We start from the raw sequence: 16,239 nt of genomic DNA on the forward strand, positions 1-16,239 counted from the left end.
GTGCTAACCGATCAGGCGCGGCGTTCTGCGATCATCTTTTTGATTTCGGTGATCGCCAATGCCGGGTTCAGGCCTTTCGGGCAGGTATTGGTGCAGTTCATGATCGTGTGGCAACGATACAGACGGAACGGATCTTCGAGCGCGTCGAGACGTTCACCGGTATATTCGTCACGCGAGTCAGCCAGCCAGCGATAAGCCTGCAGCAGAACAGCCGGGCCGAGGTAACGGTCGGAGTTCCACCAATAGGACGGGCACGCGGTCGAGCAGGAGAAGCACAGGATGCATTCCCACAGACCGTCAAGCTTCGCGCGTTCTTCACGCGACTGCAGACGTTCACCATCCGGCGGTGTCGGGCTGTCAGCCTTGAGCCACGGCTCGATCGAGGCGAGCTGTGCGTAAGGCTGGGACAGATCGGGCACCAGATCCTTGACCACCGGCATATGCGGCAGCGGATAGATTTTGACTTCGCCCTTGATGTCCTCGATCGGTTTCAGACACGCAAGCGTATTGCGACCGTCGATATTCATCGCGCACGAACCGCAAATGCCTTCACGGCAGGAACGGCGGAAAGTCAGGGTCGCGTCGATCTCGTTCTTGATCTTGATCAGTGCGTCAAGAACCATCGGACCGCACTTGTCGAGGTCAATATCGTAAGTATCGGTACGCGGGTTATCGCCGCTGTCAGGATCGTAACGATAGATCTTGAAGCTACGGGTGTTTTTCGCGTCAGCCGGTGCAGAGAACGACTTGCCCTCTTTGACGACCGAATTGGCGGGAAGATTGAATTCTACCATCTCTCAAATCCTCTCTTGCCGCGCCTTAATAGACGCGCTCTTTCGGCTCGATATACGACACTTCATCGGTAAGGGTGAAGGTATTGACCGGACGATAGGTCAGATCAACGCCATACCCTTTGTCCCAACCGACGGTGGCGATCGTGTGCTTCATCCAGACTTCGTCATCACGCTTCGGATAATCCTCGTGGGCATGTGCCCCGCGTGATTCGTGACGGGCCTCGGCGGAATTCATGGTTGCTGCGGCGCAGACCATAAGGTTTTCGAGTTCCATCGTTTCGACGAGATCGGAGTTCCAGATCAACGAACGGTCCGACACGGCAACATCGGGAAGCGTTGCTGCGGTCGCGGAAAGTTTTTCGACACCTTCCTTGAGAATCTCGGACGTACGGAACACACCACAGTTGCCCTGCATGACGCGCTGCATTTCCAGACGGATTTCGGCAGTCGGGCGGGAACCCTTTGCCCAACGCAGACGGTCGAAACGGGCAATCGCCTCGTCGCCGTCAGTGGTTTTGAGTTCCTTGTAGGATGCCTTGGCATCGACGACTTCGGCTGCATGCAGACCGCAGGCACGACCAAACACAACAAGGTCAAGCAGCGAGTTGGTGCCCAGACGGTTCGCACCGTGAACCGATACACAGGCCGCTTCGCCAGCCGCCATCAGACCCGGGACGATTGCGTTCGGGTTATCCGGGGTCGGACGCAGGACTTCTCCCTTATAGTTGGTTGGAATACCGCCCATGTTGTAATGGACCGTCGGCAGGACCGGAATCGGTTCCTTGGTCGCATCAACACCGGCAAAGATTTTTGCGGTTTCGGTAATACCCGGCAGACGTTCCCACAGCACTTCCGAACCAAGATGTTCAAGGTGCAGATGGATATATTCGCCGTGTTCACCAACACCACGACCATCACGGATTTCCTGTGCCATACCGCGCGAAACGACGTCACGTGATGCAAGGTCCTTAACGGTCGGGGCGTAACGTTCCATGAAACGTTCGCCTTCGGAGTTGGTCAGGTAACCACCCTCACCGCGTGCGCCTTCGGTGATCAGGCAACCCGAACCGTAAATGCCGGTCGGGTGGAACTGAACGAATTCCATGTCCTGAAGACCAAGGCCCGCACGTGCAACCATACCATGACCATCACCGGTGCAGGTATGTGCCGAGGTGCAGCTGAAGAAGGCGCGACCGTAACCACCAGATGCCAGAATGACCATCTTGGCGTTAAAGCGATGCAGTTCGCCGGTATCAAGATCCCAGGCAACCAGACCTTTGCACGAACCGTCTTCACCCATGATCAGATCAAGGGCAATATATTCGACAAAGAATTCGGCTTTGTGTTTCAGGCACTGCTGATACAGCGTATGCAGCATGGCGTGACCTGTACGGTCAGCCGCAGCACAGGCACGTTCGACCGGGGCTTTACCGTGATCACGGGTGTGACCGCCGAACGGACGCTGATAGATTTTGCCATCTTCGGTACGCGAGAACGGCATGCCGTAATGTTCAAGTTCATGAACCGCCGGAACGGCGTTACGGCACATATATTCGATCGCGTCCTGATCACCCAGCCAGTCGGACCCCTTGACGGTGTCATACATATGCCACTGCCAGTGATCCTCGGACATGTTGCCAAGCGACGCACCAATGCCACCCTGTGCCGCAACGGTGTGCGAACGGGTCGGGAAGACCTTGGTGATACACGCGGTTTTCAATCCGGCTTCGACCGTACCAAGCGTCGCACGAAGACCGGCGCCGCCTGCGCCCATAACGACGACATCGTAGTTATGGTCGATGATTTTATATGATTCGCTCATTGGTTCAGGCTCCGGCAAAAACGATACGCAAGACCGACACGATGGCGGCAACCGACAGGAAGGCGGCCACAGCCTTGATCAGGAACAGCGATACGATTTCTGCTTTACGGTTGTGCACATAATCTTCGATCACGACCTGCAGGCCGTGCGTGAAGTGCACCGAAACACTGATGATCATCAGGATCATCATGGTCGAATGGAAATACGAGCTCAGCCATTCACGGACTGCATCATAGTCGGCCGTATGGCCAGACAGGATCGATATGATGAACCAGATGCCGAGCGGAAGGTTTGCGACAGCGGTAACGCGCTGGGTCCACCAGTGCGACGAGCCACTTTTAGCAGAACCGAGGCCGCGTACACGACCCAGATCGGATTGCATTTTCATGACAGGTTTGTCCCCTCTTGCCCGGCCTTAGGCCAGACCGATAATCCAGGTAAGAATGGTCAGCACGACTGCCGCGCCAAGGACGATCGGGTTGCCTTTTGCGGCACCCTCATTCGTCAGGCCGCGACCGGTATCCCAGACAAGGTGCCGGACACCGTTGCAAGCGTGGTAATAAAAAGCCGCCGTCCAACCGAACAGCAGCAGCAGACCAAACCACGAGGTGAAAAATGCGTGATAGCCGTTAAAGGCGTCACGACCAGCGCCGGCACCAATCAGCCAGGACGCCAGAAATACGAAACCAATGGCAAGGCCGACACCCATCGCACGGAACGAAATGGACATCTTTGCTGCCATCGGAAGCCGGTACACCTGCAAGTGCGGAGACAGCGGCCGATTGGCTTTGCTCATAGCGGATTTGCCTCTTCTCAAAGTAGCTGGCGGGAAAGCAGGGTTTATTTACCCATGCAACGGGATTGAGTCAATCTAGACACCTTTGAAATCCAAAGAAATCCGCGATCAAATTCCGTTTTCGCCTCGGTTAAACTACGTAGGTTGACCTCTCATATGCCGTTTGCGACCCGCGGGAAGGGCCAAGGGTTTCCCCTTTACGCAGAAAACGGCGTAACGTGCTTTTAGCAATCGCACAATTAGACCTTATTACGCAAGACTGCAGCTGCCAGATTATCTGGGAATTAAAACCGTATAATCAAAGTCCAGAAGAACGCCGGAGTCATATTTTCCTTCGGCGTCACGTAACGGAAAGTCAGATGCCTGACCATCCCGCACCGCAACAAGACGCAAACGAAGGGCCCCCAAGTCACGCCGTCCCGGAATTTCAAACTTGTCGAGCACCTCGGTCCAGGCAAACACCGTATCCCCGGCAAAGGCCGGATTGGCATGCGCACCCGCATTAATCGCGGCAATTCGGAAACCGTTGCCAAGCCCGTTAAAGGACAATGCCCGTGCCAGTGAAATGATGTGCCCGCCATAAATCAGCCGCTTGCCAAACCGCCCGGCACCTGCCGCGACCTGATCAAAGTGGACCTTGGCCGTGTTCTGGTAAAGCCGGGTGGCGATCTGGTGCTCGGCTTCCTCGATGGTCATGCCATCAATGTGATCGATTTTCTCGCCAATCGCATAGTCATCCCAGCAATGGGGCGATCCAGCCAATTCAAAATCATAGGCCGACAGATCGAGGCTTTTGGGGATTTGCAATGCCTCGGGCGCAACAACACCCGGCAATTCAGGAAGTACAGTTTCAGGTGTCGGTGCGCTTTCATCACGTTTGTGCACCATGACCCAGCGATTGTAATCCAGCACCATCTCGCCACGCTGATTACGACCGACGGAGTTGACGTAAACCACCCCGGTCTTGCCGTTCGAGTTTTCCTTGAGCCCGATCACGGTCGATACCGTGCCGACCGTATCCCCCGGATAGACCGGCGCGCCAAATACCCCGCCCGCATAACCAAGATTGGCAACCGCATTTAACGACACATCCGGCACGGTTTTGCCAAAAACCATGTGAAATGCCAGAAGATCATCCACCGGCGCGCCATCGAACCCGATCCGGCGGGCAAATTCATCCGATGACTGCACCGCAAAACGGGAACCATAAAGCCCGGTATAAAGGGCGACATCGCCGCTCGTAATCGTGCGCGGTGTCGCGTGGCGGATTTCCTGACCAATACGGAAATCCTCAAAGTAATTTCCGGGATTTGTTTTCGATGCCATGGTGCCTCCCTGCATGTATGGCGCTTGGTCTGACGGGCTGGAAGCCGTTGCTTTTCGCTTTTTTATCCGGCCATGTGGCCGGGCTTAAGCCGTGTCCATTTCCGCAATCTGATCGGCCATCGCGACCAGACGTTTGGCCGAAACCACATGCAAATTCTCGATCAGCTTGCCATCCACCACGACAACGCCTTTGCCCTCTTGGGCTGCTTCCTGATGGGCTGCGATGATCTTGCGTGCCCAGGCAATCTCGGTTTCGGCGGGGGCAAATGCGGTATTGGCAGCAGAAATGGTTTTGGGATGGATCAGTGTTTTGCCATCAAATCCCATTTCGCGCCCCTGCTTACAGGACGCGGCAAAACCATCATCATCCGAAAGATCAAGATGAACGCCATCAAGAATCGCAAGGCCATAGGCACGTGCTGCCAGCAGACAAAGACCAAGGCTTGTTATCATCGGCAAACGATCAGGCGTATGGGCACAGTTCAGATCCTTCGCCAGATCGGATGTTCCCATCACAAAACCACCAAGACGCGGGTGAGCACCTGCAATTTCTCTGGCATCAAGCATCGCAAGTGGCGTTTCCATCATGCACCAGATACGCATATCTGCGTGCGCGCCTTCGGCCTCCATGATGGTCGCGACCTGCCGGACCGTATCAGCACTCTCGACCTTGGGCAGCAGAATGGCATCAGCCGATGTTTTGGCCGCAGCCACGATATCGGCATATCCCCACGGGGTATTTAATCCGTTGGTCCTGATCTGGATTTCACGTTTGCCATAACCGCCCTCCGCCAGCGCGGAAACAATCTGATTGCGCGCCACATCCTTTGCATCGGGGGCCACTGCGTCCTCAAGATCAAGGATCAGGCCATCAGCAGGCAGGCTGCGTCCCTTTTCCAGCGCCCGGGCATTGGAGCCCGGCATATAAAGAACACTGCGACGTGGACGTGCGGTTGCAGCCATCTGGAACTCCCGTTTGATAATTTTTGTTCAATAATTATCGATATTGTTTCCGAAAATTACCGAAACTTGTTTTGCACTGCAAGCCATCTTTTGCGTTGCGGCATAACATTGCCAATCAGAAAATGGCCTAACAATCTCGTGCATCAAAGGTTCGGGAAAGTGGCACCACGTGCCCCCATCACCGTCACCGTCGCACTACGCCCAGCAACCAACCGGACATTTTCAGGGACGTTATCAAGCGAAACGCGCACAGGTACGCGCTGCGCCAGACGGACCCAGCTGAAGGTCGGTTTGACATTTGCAAGGTTTCCGCCTGCACCCGACCGTTCACTATCCTGAATACCGCCCGCAATGCTGACCACATGACCATAAATAGCGTCATCTTCTCCCATCAGACGGACTTCGACCTGATCACCGATTGCGATACGCGGCAGTTTGGTTTCCTCGAAATAACCAGCGACATAGAATGACTGGCTATCGACCAGAGCAGCAATCGCCTGCCCTGCACCAACATAGTTTCCCCGACGCAACGAGAAATTTGTCAGGATGCCATCCACCGGGGCAACAACCTTGGTCCGCGACAAATTCAAAACCGCAAGGTCAAGATCGGCCTTGGCCAGATCCATATCTGCTTGTGCAGTGGCAAGGTTAGTTGCAACCTGTTCTTTTTTCTGGCGCGATACAACGTCGCTATCCAGCCCCTTGTAGCGTTTCATTTCACGCTGGGCCTGATCCCGTGCGGCGATGGCACTTTCAAGCTTCGCCTGTGCCTGATCGACGGCCACCTGATACCGGGCGGGATCAATGGAAAACAGCAAATCCCCGGCGCGAACAATCTGGTTATCGCTAACATGCACCTCACTGACCAGCCCGGCGATATCCGGTGCAATCGCAACAACATCGGCACTAACCCGGCCATCTCGCGTCCAAGGGGAATTCATATAGTAATCATACAGCTGATAACCGCCAGCCGATGCCGCCAGAACAAGAACAAGCGTCACCAAAACACGGAGAAAATTGGCAAAAGTCGGTTTCATATCATCACCTATTGAACAAACAATGCCGAAAGCGCGACCAGGATCAGCACGAACAGGGCCAGATCCGTCAAAGCAGGATGCGCGGTTATCTTGTAAAAACCGATCCGCGCAAGGCCAACATGCAGCACTTTCAGAAAGAACCAGGCGCCAAGCGCCATGAGCAGAAAGGCGGGTACAAACACGCCATAAATATCGACCGTCGGATTGATCATGCGGTTTCTCCCATCAGGGGTGGCAGGTCAGGCACAAGTGCCTTTTCTGCCGGGCGATCCAGCTTTGGCGCACCGGTCCGAGACAAGGCACGACGTAGCGCAATCAAAGGGATCAGCAATTTACCACGCAATGGTGAGGGCGAAATCGCCACCACGTCGCGCAGGATATTGTCGACTTCTTCAACGATCAGCGGATCGGGCAGTGCGGAGAAGTCATGACGACGATTATCGAAATGTCGGGCCATGTTACGCAAAACGCCATCAAGCTTTGCTGCGATGCGCCGATCCGCCAGCTCCTTGAAACGACGCAGGTCATAAATGCTGGCCGCGATTGAAACCTCGGGCATTGCGCGCATCAGGGTGTCGCGATGGTCCGGTGCGAGTGCCAGCCTCGGCAAAATCAATCCCTGCCGATCCAGCAGGCGACGGACCATAACCATCCGTGGCAAGCTGACCGTCCCGCGCGCGATTGCACTGATATCGCGCCAGTTCGACATCACCAGACGCCGGATACTGTCATCTACCGTCACGCTACGGACAAAAGCCGTCACGACCGCGGCAACTGCAAAACCGGCAAGAGAAGCAATTCCGCCATCGAGCAAAGTCGCAAAATCGCTGCTGTAACTGGTATCGACATTCAGGATCATCACAACATTGACCAGCATCGCCAGAGCAAACCCATAGGTCTGCGGCGAAGTCATCAACACTCCCAGCAAAAGGAAATAGGGTGCAAACGCCATCACAAGGAGCGGGAAACCATCGATAGCGGGCAAAATCGCAAGGCTGTAGATAATCACTGCAACAATTGCCATCGCAGTATAACGGATGAAGCCCTTTAAGGCCGGAACGGGATTATCAAGGAACGACATGATACTGGCACCGACTGCTGCCATCATCGCCGCCGTCCCACCCGCAGGCCATGCCGTCATGATCCAGAAACCGCACACAAGCAAGGTTGCAATCACCGCCGTCAGGCCGGACCGGAACGCAACACCGTAATCGCGATGCAAAGCCCGCTCCTGCGCACTATCACGCCAGCGATCCACGACGTCGGCTGGAACATTGTCGACACGCAACCCATCCCACAACCGGCAGCAATCTGAATAAAAATTCAAAAGCCGATGCAGACGATTACAAAGATTAAGCTGCAACAAGCCATCCCATTCCGATGCATTCGAGAACTCGGCACCATATGCGGCAATTCGCGTATGAAGCGCCTGCGCTGACGATCCATCGTAGTGGCCGGTTGCCATATGGATCGCAACATCATCGAGAATGGCCCGCAAATCTTTGGGGACGCTCCCACTGTAATCGACAAGCGCTGTTATTCTGTCATGAACGGCGAAAAACACAGGCAAAAGAGCGGCTATCGCGCTTTGCAGGGCCTGCAATTGGCGGGTTCGCCCAGCAAATCGGGACTTTTCATATCCCAGATGAACAGAAAGCCCGTGCAATTCACCAATATCTGCCGCGATGCGTGTCCGGTCCTGATGCAATTTTTCAGGATCAGAACCGGCATCAAAACTTAGCTTTGCTAGGTCGGCAATATCGCCCATCCAGCCATCAATCCGTGCCGCGACGACCGGTCCGACATGGCGTGGGAAAATGATATGACTGACAAGTGTGGCACAAATGATGCCAAGCGAAATTTCCTGGACACGCGCAACGGCCGTATCAAAAATAATCCCGGGGTCCGTTACGCACGGAAAACCGACAATCGCTGCGGTATAGCCCGCCAGCATGAAAAGGTAGCTTTTGGGCGTCCTGTCCAGTCGGGAAAGATAAAGACAGCCCCCAACCCAAAGAGCGAGCGCAAGCGAAAGCAGAACAGGCGCATTCACAAGGTTCGGCACCAGCACAATGGCCGCAACCGCCCCAATGATCGTACCGATGACACGATAAATCGCCTTGGACGCCAGAACACCGGACAAAGGATGGGCAACGATATAGACCGTTGCCATCGCCCAGACAGGCCGATCAAGATCAAATGCCAGCGCAATGAATAATGCAAGAACCGCAGCAGCAAACGTTTTTGCCGAAAACAGCCAGTCAGCACCTTTGAGACGCAGGGCAAGAATATTTGCAAACATCCTGTCCCCCTCCTCTAAGCTTCGCTGTCGCGTTGCGCCAGCTTGCCAAGCAATTGCTGCATGACATCAAGCGTGGTCGCAAGATTTTCGGGGTCGATATCCACCGTCAGTTCGTTGCGGATATCGGCAAGAATGACTTCGATCTCGGCGGCTTTGTCTTTGCCTGCTGCCGTCAGCGCAACCATTTTGGCACGCCGGTCGCTCAGATCGCAAACCCGGGAAATGAGCCCGTCGCGTTCCAGCGCATCAATAACCCGCACAAGCGATGGGCCTTCAACACCTATCTCATCTGCGATCAAACCTTGCCGCACCGGACCGGCTGCCCGATTGAGAACAATCAGGGGCATCACCATGGTTTGAGACAGCCCATGCGACTGCAATGTGCGGTCAATCTCGCGCCGCCAACAGCGTGCGACACGCATCAACGTGCTTCCAAGGCTCAGATAAGGGGTATCGGGATCATTGTTTTCCATGCGCAAAACATAACAGAAAAATTAGATAGGATTCTAACTATTATAATCCTATCTGTTATGCGTCACGGGCATAAATCCACCCCTGCACATGGCAGAATGAAAATTATCAATCTATATTCAATGAGTTAAACAATGGCCGCGCTATTGAGCCTTACCAAACAGGCCCGACAACAGCAGACCCGTCACAGGTGGCACCTCGTTTAACGCCCGACCATTGGACAGAAAAACAATCGTGACACCCTGCTTCGGAAACCACGAAAATTCCGCGGAATACCCGAAATAAATTCCATCATGTCCCCAGACCGGACCCCAGTCGGTATTGCCGATCATCATGCCATAGCCATAGGAACCTTCCCCGGCAAACAGCGTATCGGTCGTCGCACGTTCCAGTGCATTCGAGCCAAGCAGAATGCCATCTGCAAACAGAGCCCGCCCGAATTTCAAAAGGTCTTCTGCAGTTGAAATCACCCCGCCATCGGCTAACTGATCACCAACATCAAAATCAGTCACATCCTCAAGCTTGCCATCCCCATTGGCATCATCGAAACCACGCGCCAGATCATCGGGTCGCGGATACCGGCCAAAGGATGTATTGCGCATTTCAGCGGGTTCGAAAATCCGCCGATTAAACACTGCTTCGATATGATCACCCTCGACCTGCTCAATCAAAACGCCCAGCAGGATGTAATTGCTGTTAGACGGATTATATTGCGTTCCGGGCTTGAAATGTGCCTCGCGGCCCGCAATCAGCGGCAGCAATTCGCGATTACGCCATCCATGCTGGGGATCGCGCCCAACCAGCTCAAAGAAAAACTCCCCATCCAGATAATCGGGAATGCCCGAGCTGTTGCGCAAAAGATCGCGGATGGTGGCAATTCTGGCGTTGGCAATCTTGTCGCGAAACTCTTCGGGAAGCCATTTGGCAATCGGATCAGCAAGATCAATCCGCTTTTCAGATGCCAGCTGCAACACGACCACCGCGGTCATCATCTTGGTCAGCGACCCGATATAGAACTGCCTTTCCCGGGTCATGCCCTTGTCAGGATTTACCGCAGCATATCCGGTCGCGGCGAAGCGCATCTGGCCGTCACCATAACCAATGCCGATCACTGCCCCCGGCAAACCGGCCTGCTCGACATATTGCCGCAGAAATTTGACCAGCGGATCGCCCGGTTCTGTTTTTTCCGCGGCATACGCCACCTGCGATGCCGATAGCGCGGCGATCAGCATAAAAAGCACCGGCATCCAAAGCCGCCAAAGGCCTGCAATCACGATTTTGTCCCCGCAAAACGTCAAATTTGGCGCCAGCATTGATCAAATTGCTTATCGGCTGGTTAACCCGTTGATTTATCCATCTGTTTTATCCATGAGACCAGTGCTGCACGAAATTCCGAAGACGGCACCCAGACAATCTCCTCGCCCTGCTCTTCATATGCCGGGGCAATTTCACAAATGGCCGGGTCCACTTTTAAAATATAGGCATTCATTGCCATCTCCCAATGGCCTTCGTCGCCATTGATGATGGCATCTACCCGATCAAGCACGACTTGCGCCCATTCCGGCGCATTCTGAATATCCAGAACAAGACAGGCGGCGATGCGATCATGCCCTTCATCGCCAACAATCCTGCCTGGCCAATCGGGTACCATCATTTCACCGCCTGCCATTTTCAAGCCTCACATTTCGCGGTTAACGCAGCGGGAACGCGGTGTTGATGTTTCCACCATTGATCCCTACCGCAATATAGAAACGTTTTGAATCGTCATCACCTTCACAATACGGCCCCTGTGTCGCCAACACCGGATCGGGTCGGTTTTTTCCGCACACCACCCAACCGGGTGCCCCGGTCGGACATGCTTCCTGATTGGCTTCAGCATAAAGGATGGAGTTCACAACCTCATCCTGGGAACAGCTATCGGGGAACATGGTAGAAATCGATTTCGGAACCCCGTTCTTATCGAAGGATATGTTGTAAATTCCCATCGGGTTCGCTGTCTGGGTGATCACAACATTCGTAATCCCCCCACCCGCAGGATTATTTCCTCCGGGGCGGGAGTGGAAACCGACAGCTTTGCCTTTGCCATTAATCTCACCACAGAAAACATGGTCGCCATTGATGTCGGGCAGGCCGGCATTTGTGATCGTGCCGACCGGGCACGCAATCTGTGCCGTTGCAGATGCAGCACTGAGCATAAACAGCCCACAAACCAGCAGGGTCGCGGCTGCGAAAGTTCGGGAAAGCTTTGAAAGTGTCGTCATAAACGACCTCCTTTGCCTTGTCCTATGCAGTTCCTGTCGCAACCGTCAGGGCCGCGACATACTGCCCGGAACAGACGCCACCAACCCTGCACTGTGAAGCCACGACATTAGAGCTGCGAGAATTCCAGCCCGATCCGAAGTGCCAGGACACTCGCAGGTTCAAAACGCATTGGCACGCCACCGATTTTACCGCCATGCCATTGCGCCTTGGTCAGGACGAATGCCCCAAGTGGCAAGGCATGACTGGTGCGGAAATTGACCAGTGCGCGGATTTCCCTGGGTTTGCGAATACCTTCATCCCGCCACAGACAGTGATAGGCAAAAAGCGGTGTTCCGCTGCGCCGGTCAAGGAAGACAAACGGCACCTCGTAATGCCCCCAGCGTGCGTAATACAGGCTTTCAATCCCCGCACTTGATGTCAGGAACTGGGTCTGGATCGCTGTTTCCGCCAACCGGGTAATAGTTCCGCTATCCATCGCCTTGGCACCGATCAGGCCGGTCCGAAGACCCGGATGGATCAAATGCACCTTGAACGCCACCGCGCGCTGAAATGGCTTGGCGTCCTGATCAACTCGCTCAAGCCTGCGAACCAGCCACGCACTTTCAAGATATTCAAGATAACGGCGCAGCGTGTTTTTGGCGATATCAAGCTCGCGCGCCAGTGTCTCGATCGAAAATTCTGCACCCGTGTTATAGGCAAGAAGCACAAACAGCCGATGGAGATCCGACGGGCTTGAAATGCCATGCAGCCCCGGAAGATCCGAATGAAGTGACCGATGGATTGATCCTGCCTCGCCATCACGATCGTGGAAGCCACCTTCATTGATATAGGCCTCGAACAGATCGTTAAGCTCGATCAGGCCATCGGGAATATCGGCGGTATAGCGCCCTACATTCGGGGTTTGCGGCAACACATCCGATGGCGCGATCCCGCGCTGCTCAAGATATTCGGCAAAACTGAAGGGCGGTAAAAACAGGCTTTGAATATGACCAAGTGCATCCTTCTTTGGCGCCAGCGCGCTAACCGCGACCACGCGCAACATCGGATCAGCGACCAGCAATTTCGCGATCCGGTCTTCCCAGTCACGCTGATAGGAAACCTCGTCGATAAACAGCCATAGCGGATGGTCTGCCGATATGCCCCGCATCGAACGCAGAAGCTTTGGCAGACGCGGCAGGTCGATTTCCAGAAACAGCGGATGTTCAAGCGAGATGTAGCAAACATGACGTCGCGGGGTATCAGCATTCAGCAATTCAGCCACCGCCTGACGCAGCATGACGGTTTTGCCAACCCCACGTGGCCCGGTTAAAACAACGGCCTTTGATCCGTCATTCTTTTCAATCGCCGTCCAGAACCGTTTGAAAAAGGCACGTTGCGGCAGATCATGAACCAGATCGTCGGTGATGCCATCCCACCATGGATTATCAAGCATCAGCCGGTGCAGGAAGTCCTGCTCGCCCGGATGTTCAATCATGGTCGCCATTATCACCCCACCCCGTTTTCCGGCTGATTTTCCGGCATGCCCGCCGCACGTTCGGCATCAAGCTAACCGGGAAAACCTTTAAATTAGGTATAGTGATAAACGCTATTTCGGTATTTTTCAGCAAATACTTGCGATTAATCCAAGCTCCTCAAAAAGAAACCGGGCCTGCAAAACAGGCCCGGTCAGGCAGCAATGCTGAATATCATGCGGTATCACTGCATGGCAGGGGGGATTGATACCGGCAACATCACAGCATGCGTTACGCTTTATCGTTGGGGGAGGATGAAGCGTCGTCAGCTTTACCATCGACATCATTCTTGTCGCTGGCATCGTTCTTTTTCATCTTTTCAAGCTCGGAAGCGAGCCGGTAATCGCCGGAAGCCACATAACCCTCCATCGAACCGGTCCGACGTTCGAGATCATCGAATTTCTCACGAAGATCTTCCATCCAGGGCTCCTCGAAATCGACACCCATGGTCGGACGTTCTTCGATCGCACCGGCATGCGTGGTCGAGGCATTATATGTTCCCGGGCGACCGGCCCCGCGGAATTTGCCGCGCAGACCATCAAACCATTCCGGATGATGCACATAGGCCCATGCAAGGGCAAACAGCATCACACCGACAGGGAAGCTGAAAATCAGGATCAGGATGAAGGCGATCAGAACCCCTTTGCGCGGGATACCGAACTTCTCCGCGATCCCGCGTGTTGTCCTGCGAATGACGCCACCGCATTCCTTGCCATCCTGGTCATGATGCCGGAAACGGCATCCGCCATGACGATGTTTCTTGTGACCGCGCTGATAACCGGCACCGGCAGCAGCTTGCTGGGCAGTCATATCCTGTTCCTCCATTCGGCAACCTCGGCATCCAACAGGCGTTCAAGTGTTTCGACACGATTTTCAAGGCGTTCTGCCCGGCCTTTCAGCATGGCGACGATTTCCTTTTCCTTCGCCACCTGTTCCGGACTGGATTTTTGCTGTTCGGCTTTCATCCGTTTCCAGAGTGTTATGTAGTGAAACACAACCCATACCGGACCGACAACGACAACAAACACAATTAGCGGTACAGCAATCGCCCACATTTCAGTCAGCTCAACCTTTGTTGCAGCTTATCGCATCGAAACACGCAAACCGCTGATTATTTGTCTTTTTTGACCCGAGCCTTAAGCTCTTTCAGATCGTCCTCGATCCCGAGCTCGGCTTCAAGATCATCGAACTGCTCTTCAAGGCTCTGCCCGCGACCAAGGTCCCAGGAGTCCGCGCCAGCTTCAAGCTCGTCAATGCGACGCTCCATCTGCTCATAGCGCAGAAGCGCTTCGTCGATCTGACCGGAATGCAGCTTTTCACGCATCTTGACACGCTTTTCGGCGGTCTGCATGCGGATTTCAACTGCACGCTGCTTGCCCTTGGCTTCGTTAAGCTTGTTCTGAAGCTTGTTCAGATCATCATCGAACTTGCCAAGCGTTTCCTCGATCACTTCAAGCTCGCGCTCCAGCACGACACTCTGATCGGCCAGACGGCGACGCGCCATCAGCGCACCTTTCGCCAGATCATCACGGCCTTTGGAAATGGCAAATTCTGCTTTGCCTTCCCACTCAAGCTGACCGTCATGAAGTTTCTTGAGCTTGCGCTCTACTTCCTTCTTGTCGGCAATCGCCTTGACGGCAGCGGAACGAACTTCGACCAGGGTATCTTCCATTTCCTGGATCATCAATCGAACCATTTTCTCCGGATCTTCAGCACGATCCAGAAGCGAGTTGATATTGGCATTTACGATATCGGACAAACGCGAGAACACGCCCATTGTCTGATCTCCTTAAGAATACGGGGGACGCAAAAATTCTGATCCAACTATTGCAGGCAGCGTGCCAGTTTTATTTTTCAACAAAATCAATGATTTAACATATCATCACTCTTGGAAAGTTATATTTTTCGCGACTTTAATATCGTTTTTCGATAACGTTTTTCGCGAAATGGACAGTTTACAACCAATCTTGGGCGAAGACCCCGTTTTTCTGGCCGCCCTTGAACATGTTTCACGTCTGGCGCCGATTGAACGGCCGTGTCTGGTGATCGGCGAACGCGGGTCGGGCAAGGAGCTGATTGCATCACGCCTGCATTACTTGTCCCGACGCTGGGGAGGCCCTCTGATCAAAGTCAATTGCGCGGCCCTGTCCGAAACGCTGCTTGATACCGAGTTGTTTGGTCACGAAGCCGGCGCGTTTACCGGAGCCACCAAACGCCATGTCGGACGATTTGAACGCGCACATGGCGGCACCATTATTCTGGACGAAATCGCCACCGCCAGCCCCATGGTGCAGGAAAAGCTTCTGCGCGTTGTTGAATACGGTGAAATAGAACGCGTTGGCGGCTCTGACGTAATTGAAGTCGATACCCGCGTGATTGGCGTCACCAATGAAAATCTGCGCGAACTGGCCCATCAGGGAAAATTCCGCGCCGACCTGCTTGATCGCCTTGCCTTTGATGTAATTGCCGTACCGCCACTTCGAGAACGATCCGATGATATTCTGCCGCTTGCCGAACAATTCGCCCTTGAAATGACCAAGCGCCTGTCACGTTCCGTTTTCGCCGGCTTTACCCCCGCCGCAGCACGACAGCTTCTGACCCATTCATGGCCGGGCAATGTCCGCGAATTGCGCAACGCGGTTGAACGCAGCCTTTATCTGGCTGAAGATGACGAAAACCCGCTTGGGCGTATCGTACTTGATCCCTTTGCCAACATCTGGTCCGAAACCGGAGCCAAAACCGCCGCCCCGGCCAAGGCTGCGCCCCAAAACTCAGGTGACGAAACCGGCATCGACTTCAAATCAGAAGTCGCAGCCTTCGAAATTCGCCTTCTGGAAAAGGCACTGGCAGACAACGCCAACAATCAGACCGAAGCCGCCAAACAACTCAGCCTGAATTATCATCAGTTCCGCCGATTACTAGACAAACACAAACTGCATCCCGGAAAATAGACCC

Annotated in this window: 18 protein-coding genes; 1 reads left to right on the forward strand and 17 read right to left on the reverse strand. The window is 54.3% G+C overall.

Annotated elements, in window-relative coordinates; genetic code table 11:
* Positions 1 to 11: 11 nt before the first annotated feature.
* The 17 genes from R1T41_RS05955 to pspA form a co-directional block, all read right to left on the reverse strand.
* On the reverse strand, positions 12 to 794 hold the full coding sequence (locus R1T41_RS05955) for a succinate dehydrogenase iron-sulfur subunit (RefSeq protein ID WP_007088832.1): 783 nt from the start codon (positions 792 to 794) through the stop codon (positions 12 to 14).
* A 25-nt stretch (positions 795 to 819) separates the two neighbouring features.
* On the reverse strand, positions 820 to 2,616 hold the full coding sequence (gene sdhA / locus R1T41_RS05960; RefSeq protein WP_062951142.1) for a succinate dehydrogenase flavoprotein subunit: 1,797 nt from the start codon (positions 2,614 to 2,616) through the stop codon (positions 820 to 822).
* 4 nt (positions 2,617 to 2,620) lie between these two features.
* Complete coding sequence (sdhD, locus tag R1T41_RS05965) at positions 2,621 to 3,004, reverse strand: succinate dehydrogenase, hydrophobic membrane anchor protein (RefSeq protein WP_062960618.1); 384 nt, start codon at positions 3,002 to 3,004, stop codon at positions 2,621 to 2,623.
* A gap of 27 nt (positions 3,005 to 3,031) precedes the next feature.
* A complete protein-coding gene (gene sdhC, locus R1T41_RS05970; protein WP_062951138.1) occupies positions 3,032 to 3,412 on the reverse strand; it encodes a succinate dehydrogenase, cytochrome b556 subunit in 381 nt (126 codons plus the stop codon).
* Between the two features lie 273 nt (positions 3,413 to 3,685).
* Positions 3,686 to 4,738 carry a MaoC family dehydratase gene (locus R1T41_RS05975; RefSeq protein WP_097051624.1) on the reverse strand — a complete coding sequence of 351 codons (1,053 nt, stop codon included), beginning with the start codon at positions 4,736 to 4,738 and terminating at the stop codon, positions 3,686 to 3,688.
* Between the two features lie 84 nt (positions 4,739 to 4,822).
* Positions 4,823 to 5,701, reverse strand: a complete 879-nt coding sequence (locus R1T41_RS05980) for a CoA ester lyase (protein WP_317340598.1) — start codon at positions 5,699 to 5,701, stop codon at positions 4,823 to 4,825.
* A 143-nt stretch (positions 5,702 to 5,844) separates the two neighbouring features.
* Complete coding sequence (locus R1T41_RS05985; RefSeq protein ID WP_317340599.1) at positions 5,845 to 6,738, reverse strand: HlyD family secretion protein; 894 nt, start codon at positions 6,736 to 6,738, stop codon at positions 5,845 to 5,847.
* 8 nt (positions 6,739 to 6,746) lie between these two features.
* On the reverse strand, positions 6,747 to 6,950 hold the full coding sequence (locus R1T41_RS05990) for a DUF1656 domain-containing protein (protein ID WP_317340600.1): 204 nt from the start codon (positions 6,948 to 6,950) through the stop codon (positions 6,747 to 6,749).
* Complete coding sequence (locus R1T41_RS05995) at positions 6,947 to 9,040, reverse strand: FUSC family protein (protein ID WP_317340602.1); 2,094 nt, start codon at positions 9,038 to 9,040, stop codon at positions 6,947 to 6,949. The genes R1T41_RS05990 and R1T41_RS05995 overlap by 4 nt, the downstream gene beginning before the upstream one ends.
* 14 nt (positions 9,041 to 9,054) lie before the next feature.
* Positions 9,055 to 9,513 (reverse strand): MarR family winged helix-turn-helix transcriptional regulator, encoded by a 459-nt coding sequence (locus R1T41_RS06000; RefSeq protein ID WP_317340603.1) that lies wholly within the window; start codon positions 9,511 to 9,513, stop codon positions 9,055 to 9,057.
* Positions 9,514 to 9,654: 141 nt separating this feature from the next.
* Positions 9,655 to 10,758: a serine hydrolase domain-containing protein gene (locus tag R1T41_RS06005; RefSeq protein WP_317340605.1), complete on the reverse strand. Its 1,104-nt coding sequence runs from the start codon at positions 10,756 to 10,758 to the stop codon at positions 9,655 to 9,657.
* Between the two features lie 89 nt (positions 10,759 to 10,847).
* Positions 10,848 to 11,165, reverse strand: coding sequence for a hypothetical protein (locus R1T41_RS06010; protein ID WP_317340606.1), 318 nt, complete (start codon positions 11,163 to 11,165; stop codon positions 10,848 to 10,850).
* Between the two features lie 37 nt (positions 11,166 to 11,202).
* Positions 11,203 to 11,772 (reverse strand): EndoU domain-containing protein, encoded by a 570-nt coding sequence (locus R1T41_RS06015; protein ID WP_317340608.1) that lies wholly within the window; start codon positions 11,770 to 11,772, stop codon positions 11,203 to 11,205.
* A 107-nt stretch (positions 11,773 to 11,879) separates the two neighbouring features.
* Entirely contained in the window at positions 11,880 to 13,256 is a 1,377-nt protein-coding gene (locus tag R1T41_RS06020; protein ID WP_317340610.1) for an ATP-binding protein, read from the reverse strand.
* A gap of 259 nt (positions 13,257 to 13,515) precedes the next feature.
* Positions 13,516 to 14,094 carry a hypothetical protein gene (locus R1T41_RS06025; protein WP_317340612.1) on the reverse strand — a complete coding sequence of 193 codons (579 nt, stop codon included), beginning with the start codon at positions 14,092 to 14,094 and terminating at the stop codon, positions 13,516 to 13,518.
* A complete protein-coding gene (gene pspB / locus R1T41_RS06030) occupies positions 14,091 to 14,339 on the reverse strand; it encodes an envelope stress response membrane protein PspB (RefSeq protein ID WP_097051635.1) in 249 nt (82 codons plus the stop codon). Before pspB ends, R1T41_RS06025 begins: the two co-directional genes overlap by 4 nt.
* Positions 14,340 to 14,395: 56 nt before the next feature.
* On the reverse strand, positions 14,396 to 15,061 hold the full coding sequence (gene pspA / locus R1T41_RS06035) for a phage shock protein PspA (protein ID WP_097051636.1): 666 nt from the start codon (positions 15,059 to 15,061) through the stop codon (positions 14,396 to 14,398).
* Positions 15,062 to 15,230: 169 nt separating this feature from the next.
* Between pspA and pspF the strand changes: the two genes are divergently transcribed.
* A complete protein-coding gene (gene pspF, locus R1T41_RS06040) occupies positions 15,231 to 16,235 on the forward strand; it encodes a phage shock protein operon transcriptional activator (protein WP_317340615.1) in 1,005 nt (334 codons plus the stop codon).
* The last annotated feature ends 4 nt before the right edge of the window (positions 16,236 to 16,239 follow it).

Origin of the sequence: Thalassospira lucentensis (genome assembly GCF_032921865.1) — a bacterium.
Lineage (GTDB): Bacteria > Pseudomonadota > Alphaproteobacteria > Rhodospirillales > Thalassospiraceae > Thalassospira > Thalassospira lucentensis_A.